Genomic DNA, 15,329 nt, shown 5'->3' with positions numbered 1-15,329 from the left:
TGCGGACCCGTCCTTTCGGCCGATGCGCGCAGCCGCGCGGTCCCCGAGGCTGAGGACCGTGCTGCGAGACGAGCTGCGAACCCTGTGGACCGAGCCCAGGCCGCCCGACCCGCCCGCCCGGGTGCGGCGGGACTGGGCACTGGTCGCCGCGGGCCTGGCTGCCGTGGCGCTGGAGGGCGCCCTGCGCGAGGACCTCGTGTGGCGGCCGGTGGCAGTGGTGTCCGCCGCGGGGCTGTGCCTGCTGGCCCTGTGGCGCCGGACCCACCCGCTGGCGACGGTCCTGCTGGCGTTCGGCTCGGTGATCGTGCTCCAGCTGGTCTCGCTGATCGCCGCACCGCGCGAGCCGGTCGGCCTGGACAGCAGCGTGGTCGTGCTGGCGCTGGTGTACGCGCTGCTCCGGTGGGGGTCGGGACGGGAGATCGTGCTGGGCGGCACGGTGATCCTCACGGCCTTCGCGCTGGCGGCCTCCGTGGACGGGACCCCGGCCGCCGAACAGGTCGGGGGCTTCGTCTTCCTGTGGCTGCCCGGCCTGCTCGGGGCTGCGGTGCGCTTCCAAGTGACCGCTCGTGCAAGGCAGTTGGAGCAGCTGCGGTCGCGCGAGCGCGAGCAGCTCGCCCGGGAACTGCACGACACGGTGGCCCACCACGTCTCGGCCATGGTGATCCTCGCCCAGGCGGGCCGGGTGCTCGCCGGCACCGACCCGTCCGCCGCCGTCGAGGCGCTGGAGGGGGTCGAGGAGGAAGGGGCGCGCACGCTGGAGGAGATGCGGGCCATGGTCGCCGCGCTGCGCGACCGCGGGGCCGGAGCCGAACTCACGCCGCCCGCCGGGGTCGCGGACCTGGAGCGCCTGGTGCGCACCCCGGGCGGCCGCCTCCGGGTCGACCTGGGGCTCGACGGCGAACTGGGCACGCTGCCCCCGGCCGTGGACGCCGCCGTCTACCGGATCGTGCAGGAGTCGGTGACCAACGCGCTGCGCCACGCGTCCGACGCGACCGAGGTGGTCGTCCGGGTCGTCGCGGAACGGCACGCGGTACGGGTGAGCGTGCGCGACGACGGCCGGCGCACCGGCCGGGGCCGCGACGGGTACGGCCTCACCGGGCTGCGCGAGCGCGCCGCCCTGCTCGGTGGCACACTACGAGCCGGCCCCGGCGCCGACCGGGGCTGGCAGGTCGAAGCCGAGCTGCCGAGAGGGAGGACCGACGGCGGTGTCCATCCGCGTCCTCGTCGCTGACGACCAGACCATCATCCGCACCGGGCTGCGGATCCTGCTGAACGCCCAGCCCGGCATCGAGGTGGTGGGCGAGGCCGCCGACGGACGGGAAGCGGTCCGCCTGGCCCGCGAACTGCGCCCCGACGTCTGCCTGTTCGACATCCGCATGCCCGTGGTCGACGGGCTGGAGGCGACCCGGCTGGTCGCCGGCCCGGGCGTCGCCGACCCGCTGGCCGTGGTCGTCATCACCACCTTCGACCTCGACGAGTACGTCTACGGCGCACTGCGGGCCGGCGCCCGCGGGTTCCTCCTCAAGGACACCGGGCCGGACCTGCTGGCCCAGGCCGTGCTGTCGGCGTCCGGCGGTGAGGCGCTGATCGCGCCCAGCGTCACCATCCGTCTGCTCCGGGCCTTCGCGGACCTGCCCGCCGGCCGGCCCGCGGTCCAGCCGGTCTCCCCCGTCACCGCCCGCGAGGAACAGGTCCTCCTCGCCGTCGCCCGCGGCCTGACCAACACCGAGATCGCCGATGCCCTGCACATCAGCCTCAGCACGGTGAAGACGCACCTGGCCAGCCTGATGGCCAAGCTCGGCGCCCGCAATCGGGTCGAGATCGCGATGTGGGCCTACGAGACGCGCCGCATCCTCCCGGGCACCTGAGCCGGCTGCCGGACCGTCAGCACGCGCCGCCCCGGTCAGACCGTCGTGGCGGCCGTGCAGCGGGCGCGGACGGTGAACTCCAGGCGGGCGACGGCCGCGCGGGCGGCGGCGACGGCCTCGTCGGGGGTGGGGGCGAGGGCGCGGGCGTAGGCGACGCGGGATTCGGAGTGCTGGAGGCCGCCGACGGTCGCGCCCGGCTTGGCCAGCGCGGCGGCCTCGGTCACGCCGGGGAGGGCGCGGGCCTCGTCCAGGCCGGACACGGTCTCCAGGACGCCGGTGGTGTCGAGCGCGCCGAACCAGATGGCCGAGCTGGGCCGCCCGGCGGCGGAGGCGAGGGCGGCGCGGATGGCCAGCAGGACCGGCTCGCCGAGGGTCTGGCGCACGGCGCAGTCGTCGATGTCGACGCCGGTCGCCTCCAGGGTGATCAGCGGGATCTGGTCGCCGCCCATCCGCACGTGGGTCTCGATCAGCCGCGGGCCCTTCGCGGTCAGCACGACCTCGCTGTGGGTGGGGCCGGCGGCGATGCCGAGGGCGTCGAGCACCCGGCCGACGTAGGCGTGGACCTCCTCGGCCTGACCGTCCGTCAGCGGGGCGGGTGAGACGTGCCCGAGCTCGACGAAGCCCACCGGGTCGGAGTACTTGAGGGTGATCCCGACCACCTGGTGCTCGCCGTCCTCGGAGAAGGCCTCGACGCTGTACTGGGTGCCCTCCAGGTACTCCTCGACCAGCACGCCGCTGTGGCCGAGCCCGAGGTAGCTGCCGTCGGCCCGCTCGAAGGCCCCGGCGAGCCCGTCCTCCGTCGTGACCTTGGTGACGCCGGCGCTGCCGGAGCTGGCGACCGGCTTCACCACGCAGGGCAGGCCGTGCTCGCGGACGAAGGCGAGCAGGCCGTCGACGTCGGTGGCCCGGGCGCTGGCGGTGGAGTCGATCCCGGCCGCGCGCAGCCGCTCGCGCATCCGGCCCTTGTCGTGCACCAGCTCGACGGTCTCGGGGGTGTGCGCGGCCAGGCCCAGGGCCTGGCCGATGGCGGCGTAGTGGTCCTGGTCGCGCTCGCCGAAGGTGGCGATCCGGGTGAAGGGGTGCCGCGCGTGGGCGGCGGCGGCCAGGGCCACCCACTCCGCGGGGTCGTCGCCGCGGGCGCCGAGCACCCGGGCGTTGGCGCCGGGCTCACGGACCTTGGCGAGGTACTCGACCTGGCAGATGACGGTGGTCTCGGTGCCGGGCCCGGCCGCGCGCAGGCGGGCCGGGAAGTCACGGCCGGGGCCGACGATCAGGACGTGCTCGGACATCAGGTGCTCCTCAGCAGCTGGAAGGGAAGGGCAGGAGGGAGGTCAGTGCCAGGCGGCGTGCGCGTGCCACCACTCGATGGCCGCGGCGAGCCGCTCGCGGACCAGGTCGGCGGTCCCGGCACGGACGAAGAGCTGGGCGGCGGCGTCGGAGACGTGCTCCACGCCGCGCCGTTCGGCGCCGGGTTCGATCAGCAGGGTCAGCTCGGCCCCGGGCACCGGGCACGGCCCGGCGGGCGGCGCGAAGCTGCCGTGCCCCGGCGGGAGCAGGACCCAGCCGACGGCGACCGCCGGCCGCGCGGGCTGCTCGTCCAGCACGAGTGCGGCACCGCACTGGGCCCGCAGTCCCTCCCGGGCCAGCTGCACGCCGAAGGCCGTCTCGTACGCCTCGGCGATCAGCGCACCGCCCGCCCGGCTGGCGATCTCGCACAGCACGGGGGTGCCGCTCGCGTCGATCCAGAGCTCCAGGTGGAAGGCGAGCGGCAGCGGTGCGGCGGGCAGGGCCGCGACCACCGCGTCGGCCGCCGCGAGCAGCACCGCCGTGCGCTCGTCCTCGGGCCCCAACAGCACGCTGCCGACGTGCAGTTGGTCGCGGATGCGCTCGGCCAGGCCGCCGCTGTACTGGCCGGGCCAGGCGTGCACCACGCGGCCGTCCCGCATGATGCCGTCCACGTGGAAGAACTCGCCGGCCACGAAGGACTCCGCCATCCACTGCCCGGGCAGGTACGGCACCTCGGACTCGCGCTCGCGGGCGAGGAAGGCGGTCACGTCCGCCGCCTCGCGCAGGATGGCGACGCCCTCGGCGCCGGCGCCCAGGCGCGGCTTGACCACGGCCGGCAGGCCGTGCTGCTCGACGAAGGCCCAGAGGTCCTGCGGGCTGTCGACGGGGGCGTGGGCGGGAACGGCGATCCCGGCCCCGGCGGCCAGCCGCTTCATCACCAGCTTGTCCCGGTAGGCCGTGGCGGAGGCCACGCCCTGGCCGGGCAGCCCGAGCCGCTCGCGCAGCCGGGCGGCCCGCAGCACGTCGCTCTCGCTGGTGCTGGCGATCAGCTCGGCCCCGAAGGCGCGGGCGGCCTCCTCGGCGTACTGCTCGGTGGACCAGCCGTGGTAGTCGGGCACCAGGCGGTGCAGCGGGAAGTGCTCGGCGAGCCCGGCCTCGGTACCGGCGACCGCCTTGGCGGTGGTGACCAGTACGACGCCTTCGGCGGTGTCGTCCAGCCAGTCCTGGAGCGGGCGGGAGGCGAGCGGCTGGCGGGAGAGGACCAGGGTCCTGGGCATGGGTCAGATCCTCGAAGGGGTGGCGGTCAGGACGGGACGCAGGGCGCCGTGCACGTGCACCAGGCTCTCGCCCGGGAGGCCGTGCTCGACCTGCTCGACGGCGCCCGCGAGCAGGTGGTGGTCGCCCAACTTGACCTGGTGGTACGGGGAGCAGACCAGCCAGGCGAGGCAGTCGTCGAGCAGTGGCACCCCGTGCGGGCCGCGCCGCCAGGCGGTGGGCGCGGCGAACCGGTCGGCCCCGGGGGTGGCGAAGCGCATCGCCAGCTCGGCCTGGTGGGCGCCGAGCAGCTGGATGCCGAACCAGTCGCAGTCCTTGATCAGCTGCCAGGTGCTGGAGGTCTCGGCGAGCGAGACGGACACCAGTGCCGGGCTGGCGCTGAGCGAGCTGAACGAGGTCACCGTGACCCCGGCCGGGCGGCCGTCCGGCCCGGCGGCGGTGAGCACCGCGACACCGGCCGCGTGCGAACGCAGCACCGAGCGCAGGGCGGTGGAGTCGACGCCGGTCACGCCGTCACCACCGAGGAGGAGAAGTCGGGCCGGGGCAGGCCGAGGTGGTCGCGCAGGGTGCGGCCCTCGTACTCGCGGCGGACCAGGCCGCGCCGCTGGAGCTCGGGGACGAGCAGGTCGACGATCGCGTCCAGGCCGTCCGGCAGGTAGTCCGGCATGATGTTGAAGCCGTCGGCGGCCTCGTTCAGGAACCACTCCTCCAGCTGGTCGGCGATCACCTCCGGGGTCCCGAGCAGGAAGCGGTGGCCGCGCCCGGCGGCGACGGACAGGTAGAGCTCACGGATCGTCAGGCCCTGTCGACGAGCCTGCTCGTAGAGCACCGCCTGCTTGCCCGCGCTCCCCTCCACCGCGGGCAGTTCGGGCAGCGGACCGTCCAGCGGGTAGCCGGAGAGGTCGACCATGCCGAGCTGGTACGAGAGCATCCCGAGGCCCACCACCGGGTCGACCAGGGCCTGGAGGGTGGCGTACTTGTCCTCGGCCTCGGCCTGGGTGCGGCCGACCACGATGAAGGCACCGGGCATGATCTTCACGTGCTCGGGGTCGCGGCCGTGCGCGGCGACCTGCGCCTTGAGGCCGCGGTAGTGGGTCTGGGCCTGCTCCAGGGTCTGCTGCACGGTGAAGACCACCTCGGCCCACCGGGCGGCGAAGTCCTGGCCGTCGGCGGAGGACCCGGCCTGGACGATCACCGGGTGGCCCTGCGGCGGCCGGGCCACGTTGAGCGGGCCGCGCACGGAGAAGTGCTCGCCCCGGTGGCCGAGGATGTGCAGCTTCTCCGGGTCGAAGAAGCGGCCGGACTCCTTGTCGTAGAGGAAGGCGTCGTCCTCCCAGCTGTCCCAGAGGCCGGTGACCACCTCCATGAACTCCCGGGCGCGGTGGTAGCGGGCGGCGTGCTCGGGCTGCCGGTCCAGGTTGAAGTTGCGGGCCTCGGCGTCGGTGGCGGAGGTGACGACGTTCCAGCCGGAGCGGCCGGCGCTCAGGTGGTCCAGCGAGGCGAACTGACGGGCCACCGTGAACGGCGCGTTGTACGTGGTGGAGGCGGTGGCGGTGAGTCCGATGTGCTCGGTGTGCACGGCCAGCGCGGAGAGCAGGGTGAGCGGCTCGAAGTGGACCATCCGGCCCTGGCGGCTGAGCTCGTCGGCGTCCTTGTACTTGGTGCGCACGCCCGCGCCGTCGGAGAGGAAGATCATGTCGAACTTGCCGCGCTCGGCCGCCTTGGCCAGCGAGCAGTAGTAGTCGAAGTCCAGGCCGCCGTCCGGCCGGGCGTTCGGGTGGCGCCAGGCGGCGACGTGGTGGCCGGGGGCGGGGAGGAAGGCGCCGAGCTTCATCATGCGGCGGTTCTGGCTCACCGGTGGGTACTCCAATGCGGAAGTCTGGGAGGGTGGCGCCGAGCGGGACGGCGCAGGTGGTTCGGCGGGGGTGGTTCAGCCGAGGAGGCGGACGGGGGCACCGTCCAGCCAGGCCTCGATGTCCGCGACGGCCTCGCCGTAGTAGGTGCGGTAGTTGAGCTCGGAGACGTAGCCGAGGTGCGGGGTGGCCAGCAGGCGCGGCGCGGTGCGCAGCGGGTGGCCGGTCGGCAGCGGCTCGACGTCGTACACGTCCACGCCCGCGCCCGCGATGCTGCCCGCGTGCAGGGCGGCGAGCAGCGCGTCCTGGTCGATCAGACCGGCGCGCGAGGTGTTCACCAGGTACGCGGTCGGCTTGAGCAGGGCCAGCTCGGCGGCGCCGAGCAGGCCGCGGGTGCGCTCGCCGAGCACCAGGTGGAGCGAGACGAAGTCGCTGGTGGCCAGCAACTCCTCCTTGGAGGAGGCCAGCTGGACGCCGACCTCGGCGGCCCGCTCGGCCGTCAGGTTCTGGCTCCAGGCGACCACCTCCATGCCGAAGGCCAGTGCCACCTGCGCGACCTTGGAGCCGATCTTGCCGAGGCCCAGCAGCCCGAGGCGCTTGCCGTGCAGGTCGGCCCCGACGGTCTGCTGCCAGGGCCCGCCCTCGCGCAGCCCGGTCGCCTCGGTCACGATGCCCCGGGCCAGGCCGAGCAGCAGCGCCCAGGTCAGCTCGACCGGCGGGGTCGAGGAGCTGGCCGTGCCGCAGACCGTGACGCCGTTGCGCTCGGCCGCGGCGTAGTCGATCACCGAGTTGCGCATCCCGGAGGCGATCAGCAGCCGCAGCCGCGGCAGCCGGTCGAGCAGCGGGGCGGGGAACGGAACCCGCTCGCGCAGGGTCACGACGATGTCGAAGTCGGCCAGCGCGTCGGCGAGTTCGTCCTCGCTGCCGAAGTGCTCGGTGAAGCTGGTGACCTCCACCCGGCCGGCCAGCGGGCTCCAGTCGGCGACGGTGGTGGCGACCGCCTGGAAGTCGTCCAGTACGGCGCAGCGCAGCGTGGTGTCAGCCATGTCGGTCTTCTCCGTCTTCTCGGTGGAACATCGGGTCGGGGGCGACGCCGAGGCCGGGCGCCCCGGGGATGGTGAGCGTGCCGCGGTCGATGCCGAGGCCGTCGAACGGGTCGGCCGCCAGGCCGACCGGTCCGTCGAGGTCCAGGTGGTCGGCCAGCGGTGCCAGCTGGGCCATCGCGGTGACACCGAGGCTGCTCTCGACCTTGCAGCCGAGCATCACCTGGAGACCGCAGGCCCGGGCCAGGACGATCGCCTCGCGGGCGCGCTCCAGACCGCCGCACTTGACCAGCTTGAGGTTGACCCCGCGCACCCGGCCGCGCAGCGCCGGCACGGACTCGGGCCCGGTGCAGTCCTCGTCGGCGAAGACCGGCACCGGCGAGCGCTCGTGCACCCACCCCAGATCGTCCAACCGGCCGGGGGCGACCGGTTGTTCGAGCAGCTCGACGCCGTGCCGGTGCAGCTCGCGGGCGACCCGCAGGGCCTGGTCGGGCTCCCAGGAGCCGTTCCCGTCCACCCGGATGCGCCCGGCGTAGACCGATCGCAGCAGCCCGGCCCGGCTGCCGTCGTCCTCCGGGGTGAACTTCAGCTTGAGGACCGGCCAGTCGGCCAACTCCCTGCCCTTGGCGAGCAGTTCCTCGTCCGGGCAGGCCCCGATGGAGAGCGCGGTGGGCGGCACGGGCAGCCCGTCGAGCCCGAGGATCCGGTGCAGCGGCTGGCCGCAGGCCTTGCCGAGCAGGTCGTGCAGGGCCAGGTCGACGGCGGAGGCCGCCGCCGGGCCGATGCCCGCCGAGGCGAGCCGCCCGAGCAGCTGCCGCAGTCCGTACGGCGAGGCGTCCTCGAGCAGCGGCGCGCAGGCCGCCAGTTCGTCCGGGTCCGCCCCGCGCGCGGTGCCGTACCCGGTCAGCCCCTGCCAGCTCAGCTCGACCACGCTCTGGCGGACCTCGGTGATGACACCGGTGTTGCTGGCGAAGGCCTCCTTGAGCGGGACGACGATCCCGTACTGACGGAACCTCACCCCCACACCTCCTCGAACGCGGCGACGGCGCCGCAGGCCTGGCGGAACGTCAGCTCGTGGAAGCCCTCCGGCTCGACCGGTACGGCGGGCTCGCGGTGCGCGCCGTCGGCCGGCACCCCGCTGCCGCCGCGGAAGCGGCCGCGCAGGTAGTCCGACAGCCGCTCGCCGTGCCCGTCCAGCCAGCCCAGCGTCGTCCCGTAGGCGTCGTCCGGTCCGGCCGCCCGCACCCGGTGGAACAGGCCGGCCAGCAGCTCGGCGTCGCCCGGCGAGGTGCTGGGCGGGCAGAGCATGAACGCCTGGGCGGGCAGCAGGACGAAGGCCAGCGGGGAGGCCTGCTCGAAGTGGCGCACCAGCGGGTCGGTGATGGCCCGCAGCGAGCGCACGGTGGAGCGGCGCGAGAAGTAGCCGCCGCGGCGCGGCGGGCAGCCGGCCATCGCCCGGGCCCCCCAGTGCAGGTGGGTGATGAACGGGCGCTCCGGCGCTCCGGCCGGCGCGTCCGGGTGGTGCATGTCCAGCATCCCGAACAGCACGTTGGTCAGTTGGAGCGACATCACCGGGAGGACCGACGGCAGTTCGCCGATCCGCGCGAAGAACTCCCGCGGCTCGACCAGCGCGCGGACGGTCAGCAGCACCGCCTCGGCCAGCGCACGGGCGGAGCCGAAGCGGTGGCCGTCGAGCAGGTAGCCGGTGCCGTCGGGGACCAGGTCGCAGCGGGCCACCTCGCCGTCCAGCCGGACGGCCTGGCTGATCAGCTCGGCGAAGGCCTGGTTCCGGCCCTGGGCCGCCGCCTGCTCCAGGAGCAGGGTGAGCATGTCGACCACCAGCGGCGCGTTCTCCACCAGGGCGGCGGCCCACTGCTTGAAGCGGTAGCCGGGCAGTTCCAGCATCCGCCGCCAGTGCACCTCGACCAGCGGCACCAGCTCACCGTCCACCTCGGCCTGCACAAGCGGGCAGAACAGCGGGCGGGAGCGGTCGCGCCGGGCGAAGCCGGTGCCGTCCCAGGTGTACAGGGCGAGGGTCTCCCGCTCGCCCCGCTCGATCACCGAGCCGGGCTGGTAGGCCTCGTCGCCGCCCTCGGTCTCGGCCTCGGTGCGGGTGAAGCCGTAGATCAGCGGATAGCCGTAACCGGCGCCGCAGATCGCGGTGTTGAAGTCCATCGGACCGGAGCGGCCGGCCGCGATGTCGGCCCAGTTGCCCAGGTGGCCGGTGCGCGGCGGCAGCAGGGACGGGTCCTCCCGCAGGGCGGCCAGCACGGTGCCGATCGGCACGTCGTGGGTGCCGACGTGCACCGGCTGGAAGGTCTTGGCCCCGGCCGCGAGCGCGTCGGCGGCAGCCGCCGCCCGCAGGCCGAGCCGGTCGAGCACGTGCGCGTTCACCGGGCCTCCTCCGCCCGCAGCCGCTCCAGCAGGTGGGGCAGGGTGCCGCCCGCGAGCAGCACCTCCCACTCCCCGGCCGACCGCACGTCGGCCCGCAGGGTGACGCTCCGTCCGGCGGCGGTCAGCCGCGCCTCGCCGCTCTCCCGTACCCCGTCCAGCTCCAACTCGTACTCCTCCCGCCCGGTCAGGCCGAGTGCGGCCCAGCCCTCGGGCAGCAGCAGCGGCAGGATGCCCATCGCGCACAGGTTGGCGCGGTGGATCCGCTCGAAGCCCTCGGCCAGCACGGCCCGCACGCCCAGCATCCAGGGGCCCTTGGCCGCCCAGTCGCGGGAGGAGCCCATGCCGTAGTTGCGCCCGGCGAGCACGATCAGCGGGGTGCCCTCGGCGCGGTAGCGCTCGGCCGCCTCGTAGACCGGCAGCCGCTCGCCGCCGGGCAGGTGCAGCGTGGTGCCGCCGCTGTCGCCCTCGCCGACCAGGTGGTTGCGCAGCCTGGGGTTGCCGAACGCGCCCCGGGCCATCACCTCGTGGTTGCCGCGCCGCGCGCCGAAGGAGTTGAACTCCCGCTCGCCCAGGCCGCTCAGGTAGCGGCCGGCCGGGGAGTCGGGCGCGATCGCGCCGACCGGCGAGATGTGGTCGGTCGAGACGTCGTCGCCGAGCGCCAGCAGCGCGCGGGCGCCGCGCAGCGTTCCGAGCGGGGCCGCCGGGTCGACGTAGGCGGGCAGCCGCAGGTAGCCGGAGCGCTCGTCCCAGGCGAAGACCTCGCCCTCCGGGGCGGCGATCGCCTGCCAGGCGGCACCGGCCGGCTCCGGCTCGGTGAACAGCTCGACGGTGGCGAACTCCTCCTCCAGGGACCGCAGTTCCTCGTCATCGGGCCAGAGGTCCCGCAGGTGCACCGGCGCGCCCTCGCGGTCGGTGCCCAGCGGCTCGGACTCCAGGTCCACCCGTACGCTCCCGGCCAGGGCCAGCGCGACCACCAGGGCCGGGGAGGCCAGGTAGCCCGCGCGCACCTGCCCGTGCACCCGGCCCTCGAAGTTGCGGTTGCCGCTCAGCACGGCGGCCACGGTCAGGGCCGCCTCGTCGACCGCCGTGCCCACGCCCTCGTTGAGCGGGCCGCTGCCGCCGTTGCAGGTCATGCAGCCGTAGCCGGCGACGTGGAAGCCCAGGCGCTCCAGATCGGCCAGCAGGCCGCTGGCGCGCAGGTAGCGGGTGACGGCCCGGGAGCCGGGCGAGAGGCTGGTCTTGACGTGCCCGGGCACGGTCAGGCCGCGCTCCACGGCGCGGCGGGCCAGCAGCCCGGCGGCCAGCATCGCCCGCGGGTTGGAGGTCGAGGTGCAGGAGGTGATCGCGGCGATCACCACGTCCCCGTCGGTGACCCCGCCCGAGGTCCGGTACGGCCCCTGGTGCAGGGCCGCGAACGAACCGGGCAGACCGCCCAGCGCGATCCGCTGGTCCGGGCGGCTCGGCCCGGCCAGCGCGGGACCGACCTCGCCGAGGTCGAACTCGACCACCCGGCCGAACCGCGGCTCGGCCTCCTCGCGGAACAGCCGCTGTGCGCGGCAGTACCGCTCGACCCGCTCGACGTGCTCCGCGCCGCGGCCGGTGCGCCGCAGGTAGTCCAGCGTCTCCCGGTCGACCGGGAAGTACGCGGTCATCGCGCCGTACTCGGGCGCCATGTTGGCGATGGTGCAGCGGTCGGGGGCGCTCAGCGCGGCCACCGACGGGCCGGTGAACTCCAGCATCAGGCCGGTCACGCCCTCGCGGCGCAGCCGCTCGGTCAGCGCCAGCACCACGTCGGTGGCCGAAGTCCCCGGCCGCACCTGCCCGGTGAGCCGGACGCCGACCACGGCGGGGATCCGGATCGGCTGGGCCAGGCCCAGCATCAGCGCCTCGGCCTCCAGGCCGCCGACGCCCCAGCCGAGCACCCCGAGGCCGTTCACCATGGTGGTGTGGCTGTCGGTGCCGATCACGGTGTCGGGGTACAGCTGCCCGTCCGGGCCCTCGGCGACCACGGTGGCCAGCCGCTCCAGGTTGACCTGGTGCACGATGCCCCGGCCGGGCTCGGTCACCCGCAGCCCGTCGAAGGCCTGCTCTGCCCACTTGAGGAAGGCGAACCGCTCCTGGTTGCGGCTCAGTTCCAGTGCCTCGTTGCGGGCCAGCGCGTCCGGGCCGCCCGCCCGGTCGGCCTGCACCGAGTGGTCCACCACCACGTCGACCGGCAGCGCGGGATTGACCCGGCCGGGCCGGTCGACCCGGCTGCGCAGCGCGGCCAGGTCGGTGAGCAGCGGGATGCCGGTGTAGTCCTGCACCAGGATCCGGGCCGGGCGGAAGGGCAGCTCCAGGCCGGGCTCCTCGCCCCGGGCGAGCCGCTCGCCGAGCAGCGCGGCCAGGTCCGACTCCCCTGCCCTGAGCAGCTGTTCGAGCAGCACCCGGCCGGTGTAGGGCACGGCGCCGAGCTCGAACCCGGCACGCCGCGCGAAGTCCGGAAGGTCGACGGTCATCGGGCCGCCCCCGGATACGCCCGGCCCTGCGGGCCGACGTAGTCGAGCAGCGGGCGGATCAGCACGTTGTTGGCCTGCTGCTCCAGCGCCTGGGCCACCCAGCCGGCGGTGCGGCCGACCACGAAGAGCGGCACGGCCAGGTCGTCCGGCAGGCCCATCAGGCGGTAGGCGAGCCCGGCGTACAGGTCGACGTTGGCGGCCACGCCGTGGCGGCCGCGCGGGCCCATCGCGGCGGCCACCGCGTCCAGGATCTCCAGACCCCGGCTGTCGCCGCGCTCCTCGCTCAACTCGACCACGGTGGAGCGCAGATGACGCACCCTCGGGTCCTCGGTGCGGTACACCCGGTGGCCGAAGCCCATCACCGGCTCGCCCCGGTCGTGCAGGTCGGCCACGTACGCCTCGGCGTTCTCCGGGCTGCCGACCTGGTCGATCAGGCCGACCACCCGCTCGGCCGCGCCGCCGTGCACCGAGCCCGCGAAGACCGCGACGGCGGCGGTGAGCGCGGCCGTCATGCCGGAGCGGCTGCCGATCGCGACCCGGGCGGTGAACGCCGAGGCGTTGGAGCTGTGGTCGGCGTGGACGATGAAGCCCTTGTTGACGAAGCGGACGGCGGCCGGGCTCGGCCGCTCGCCGAGCAGCGCGGTCAGGAAGGCCTCCGGGTACGACAACTCCCCGTCCGGCAGCAGGGGTTCGCGGCCCGAGCGGTAGGCGTGGTGGGCCGCGACGATCATCGGGATGCGGGCGATCAGCTCGATCCCGGCCGCGCGGGCCTCCGCCAGGCTCTCGTCCGTGCCGGCCGGCCGCCGCGGGCCGAAGGCGCCGAGCGCCGAGACACAGGTGCGCAGCGCCTCCATCGGATGCGCGTGGGCCAGCGTGCGGGCCAGCTCCAGCACCGGCCCGGGCAGCTGCCGGGCGGCCGCCAACTCCTTGGCGAACAGCTCCAGTTCGGCGGCCTCGGGCAGCTCGCCGTGCACCAGCAGGTAGGCCACCTCCTCGTACGAGGCGCGCTCGGCCAGGTCGTGGATGCCGTAGCCGCGGTACTCGAGCACCCCGGCCGCGCCGTCGATGCGGGTGACGGCGGTCCGGTCGAAGCTCACGCCCTCCAGGCCGCGGTGCACGGTGTGCCGCTCTCCCGTCGCGGCGTCCTCGGCGGCGGGCTCCGGCTCGCCGCCGGCCACGAAGGCGCGGATCGAGCCGACGCTGCGCAGGGCCAGCGTCCAGTCGTCGTCCACCGTGACGCCGTACTCCTGCTCCAGCGCCACCATCAGCGTGACGTGGCCCAGGGAGTCCCACTCCCGGATCGACTGGTACTCCAGCTCGTCGGTGACGAGCTCCTCGGCGATGCCGAGGGTGCGCGCGACGAAGTGCTCGACGCTGCTCATGAATTCCCCTCCTGGATGTGCTCGTTGTGGCCTGTCGCGGCCGGGGTCAGACCCGGGCCCGGCCGACGGCGTCCTGCCGCTCGTCGAGCCAGTGGCGCAGCGCCGCCCGGTCGACCTTGCCGTTGCCGTTCACCGGCATCTGCTCGATGGCCCGCACCGAGCGCGGCACCATGTACCCGGGCAGCCGGTCCGCGCACTCCGCGGCCAGCGCGTCGGTGTCCCCGGCGCCGCTGTCCCCTGCTCCGGAGACGACGGCGGTGATGGTCTCCTCGTCCGGCCAGAGCAGGGCCACCGCCTCGACGGCGCCCGCCCGGCGCAGCACCGCCTCGATCTCGCCGAGCTCGATCCGGTAGCCGCCGACCTTGACCTGCTGGTCGTTGCGTCCCAGGCAGACGTAGTCCTCGCCCTGGAGCCGGACCAGGTCACCGGTGCGGTAGTAGGTCCGCCCCGCCCGCTCGAACCAGCGCTCGGCGGTCAGGTCCGGAGCCTGCCAGTAGCCCGGCGTGGTCTGCGGGCCCGCCACGCACAGCTCGCCGGCCTCGCCCTCGGGCACCGGGGCCAGCGCCTCGTCCACCACCAGCGCGTGCAGGCCGGGGTACGGGCGGCCGATCGGCACGTTCTCGTGCACGCACTCGGCTGGGCTGCGCTCCGGGTCCCAGCGGTAGGCGGTGCAGGCGATGGTGAGCTCGGTCGGGCCGTAGAGGTTCTCCACCACCGAGTGCGGAGCGGCGGCCTGCCAGGCCTCGGCCGTCGCGCGCGGCAGCGCCTCGCCGCAGAACAGGCTCCAGCGCAGCGTCGGCATGGAGCCCGGCTTGAGCGAGCCGCGCTTGCGCAGCATCGCCCCCACCGAGGGCACCGAGAACCAGACCGAGATCTCGTTGCGCTCCAGGTACTTGTACGGGGCCAGCAGCTCGATCGGGTCCATCCCGCAGAGCCGGGCGCCGTGCTCCCAGGCCATGAACAGGTCGAAGACCGAGAGGTCGAAGGTCTGGTCGAAGGTCTGGGTCAGCCGGTCCGCGGGGGTGAGGCGGTAGCGGGCCTGGTTGGCGTCGAGGAAGGCCCGTACGTTCCCGTGGGTGACCGGCACGCCCTTGGGGGTGCCGGTGCTGCCCGAGGTGAAGAGCAGGTAGGCGACGTCCTCCGGGCCGACCTCCGGCAGGTCCTCCAGCGGCGCGGCCGCCGCGAGGTCCGCCGCGTCGAGCACCCGGGCACCGCCCAGGTCGCCGGCGGCGCCGCGCAGCACGTCGGGCAGCAGCACGACCGGCCGGTACGGCAGGCCGCGCAGCAGCTCGCCGAGCATCGGCAGCGAGCCGGCGTCCACGATCAGCGCGTCCACCCGGGCGCGCTCCAGCATGGCGCGGGTGCGCTCCAGCGGGAACCGCCGGTTCAGCGGCACGAAGGCGGCCCCGGCGCACAGCGCGGCGGCCACCCCCAGGTAGGAGGCCTCGCTGCGGTGGGCGAACACCCCGACCCGGGCCGGACGGCCACCGGCCGTCTCGACCAGCAGCGCGGCCCAGCGGCGGGCGGTCTCGGCCGCCTCCCGGTACGTGTGGTCCCGGCGCCCGACGGTCAGGGCGATGTGGTCCGGGCGGATGCGCGCGTGCTCAAGCAGGCCTGCGCCCAGAGGTGCTTTCAGTGCAGTGGTCATCTCGATCCGAACATCCGAACATCGGCAACTGGACGGGTACGACATTAGTCGCGCCAAAGCCCCCGGGCACGGTTGAGCCCA

12 protein-coding genes are annotated in these 15,329 nt (G+C 74.7%); 2 read left to right on the top strand and 10 right to left on the bottom strand.

Annotated features, from left to right (window positions below; genetic code table 11):
* Window positions 1-58 precede the first annotated feature (58 nt).
* The gene (locus tag ACWEPF_RS01225; protein WP_452170906.1) at window positions 59-1,231 is read left to right on the top strand and encodes a sensor histidine kinase; all 1,173 of its coding nucleotides are present in this window, start codon (window positions 59-61) and stop codon (window positions 1,229-1,231) included.
* The gene (locus tag ACWEPF_RS01220) at window positions 1,206-1,868 is read left to right on the top strand and encodes a response regulator (protein WP_452170905.1); all 663 of its coding nucleotides are present in this window, start codon (window positions 1,206-1,208) and stop codon (window positions 1,866-1,868) included. Before ACWEPF_RS01225 ends, ACWEPF_RS01220 begins: the two co-directional genes overlap by 26 nt.
* Window positions 1,869-1,903: 35 nt before the next feature.
* Here ACWEPF_RS01220 and ACWEPF_RS01215 read toward each other — a convergent pair whose 3' ends face one another.
* From ACWEPF_RS01215 to ACWEPF_RS01170, 10 genes are all read right to left on the bottom strand, one after another.
* Complete coding sequence (locus tag ACWEPF_RS01215; protein WP_452170904.1) at window positions 1,904-3,157, bottom strand: ATP-grasp domain-containing protein; 1,254 nt, start codon at window positions 3,155-3,157, stop codon at window positions 1,904-1,906.
* A 42-nt stretch (window positions 3,158-3,199) separates the two neighbouring features.
* On the bottom strand, window positions 3,200-4,432 hold the full coding sequence (locus ACWEPF_RS01210; protein ID WP_452170903.1) for an ATP-grasp domain-containing protein: 1,233 nt from the start codon (window positions 4,430-4,432) through the stop codon (window positions 3,200-3,202).
* 3 nt (window positions 4,433-4,435) lie between these two features.
* Complete coding sequence (locus ACWEPF_RS01205) at window positions 4,436-4,939, bottom strand: flavin reductase family protein (protein ID WP_452170902.1); 504 nt, start codon at window positions 4,937-4,939, stop codon at window positions 4,436-4,438.
* A complete protein-coding gene (locus tag ACWEPF_RS01200) occupies window positions 4,936-6,285 on the bottom strand; it encodes an LLM class flavin-dependent oxidoreductase (protein ID WP_449796106.1) in 1,350 nt (449 codons plus the stop codon). Before ACWEPF_RS01200 ends, ACWEPF_RS01205 begins: the two co-directional genes overlap by 4 nt.
* A gap of 75 nt (window positions 6,286-6,360) precedes the next feature.
* On the bottom strand, window positions 6,361-7,329 hold the full coding sequence (locus ACWEPF_RS01195) for a D-2-hydroxyacid dehydrogenase family protein (protein ID WP_452170901.1): 969 nt from the start codon (window positions 7,327-7,329) through the stop codon (window positions 6,361-6,363).
* The gene (locus tag ACWEPF_RS01190) at window positions 7,322-8,344 is read right to left on the bottom strand and encodes a mandelate racemase/muconate lactonizing enzyme family protein (RefSeq protein ID WP_452170900.1); all 1,023 of its coding nucleotides are present in this window, start codon (window positions 8,342-8,344) and stop codon (window positions 7,322-7,324) included. Before ACWEPF_RS01190 ends, ACWEPF_RS01195 begins: the two co-directional genes overlap by 8 nt.
* Window positions 8,341-9,720: a DUF6025 family protein gene (locus ACWEPF_RS01185; protein ID WP_452170899.1), complete on the bottom strand. Its 1,380-nt coding sequence runs from the start codon at window positions 9,718-9,720 to the stop codon at window positions 8,341-8,343. The genes ACWEPF_RS01190 and ACWEPF_RS01185 overlap by 4 nt, the downstream gene beginning before the upstream one ends.
* The gene (gene acnA / locus ACWEPF_RS01180) at window positions 9,717-12,218 is read right to left on the bottom strand and encodes an aconitate hydratase AcnA (RefSeq protein WP_452170898.1); all 2,502 of its coding nucleotides are present in this window, start codon (window positions 12,216-12,218) and stop codon (window positions 9,717-9,719) included. The genes ACWEPF_RS01185 and acnA overlap by 4 nt, the downstream gene beginning before the upstream one ends.
* Complete coding sequence (locus ACWEPF_RS01175) at window positions 12,215-13,600, bottom strand: citrate/2-methylcitrate synthase (protein ID WP_452170897.1); 1,386 nt, start codon at window positions 13,598-13,600, stop codon at window positions 12,215-12,217. Before ACWEPF_RS01175 ends, acnA begins: the two co-directional genes overlap by 4 nt.
* Before the next feature lie 46 nt (window positions 13,601-13,646).
* Window positions 13,647-15,248 carry an amino acid adenylation domain-containing protein gene (locus ACWEPF_RS01170; RefSeq protein WP_452170896.1) on the bottom strand — a complete coding sequence of 534 codons (1,602 nt, stop codon included), beginning with the start codon at window positions 15,246-15,248 and terminating at the stop codon, window positions 13,647-13,649.
* Between the last annotated feature and the right edge of the window lie 81 nt (window positions 15,249-15,329).

The organism is Kitasatospora sp. NPDC004289 (assembly GCF_053602875.1).
Note: the sequence above shows the minus strand (reverse complement) of the source record. Positions and strands in the feature narration are given on the sequence as shown.

What these genes read in the sequence shown, in the direction of transcription:
- ACWEPF_RS01215 (WP_452170904.1), bottom strand. Translation starts at nt 3,157, where the DNA reads ATGTCCGAGCACGTCCTGATCGTCGGCCCCGGCCGTGACTTCCCGGCC.
- ACWEPF_RS01210 (WP_452170903.1), bottom strand. Translation starts at nt 4,432, where the DNA reads ATGCCCAGGACCCTGGTCCTCTCCCGCCAGCCGCTCGCCTCCCGCCCG.
- ACWEPF_RS01195 (WP_452170901.1), bottom strand. Translation starts at nt 7,329, where the DNA reads ATGGCTGACACCACGCTGCGCTGCGCCGTACTGGACGACTTCCAGGCG.
- acnA (WP_452170898.1), bottom strand. Translation starts at nt 12,218, where the DNA reads ATGACCGTCGACCTTCCGGACTTCGCGCGGCGTGCCGGGTTCGAGCTC.
- ACWEPF_RS01175 (WP_452170897.1), bottom strand. Translation starts at nt 13,600, where the DNA reads ATGAGCAGCGTCGAGCACTTCGTCGCGCGCACCCTCGGCATCGCCGAG.
- ACWEPF_RS01170 (WP_452170896.1), bottom strand. Translation starts at nt 15,248, where the DNA reads ATGACCACTGCACTGAAAGCACCTCTGGGCGCAGGCCTGCTTGAGCAC.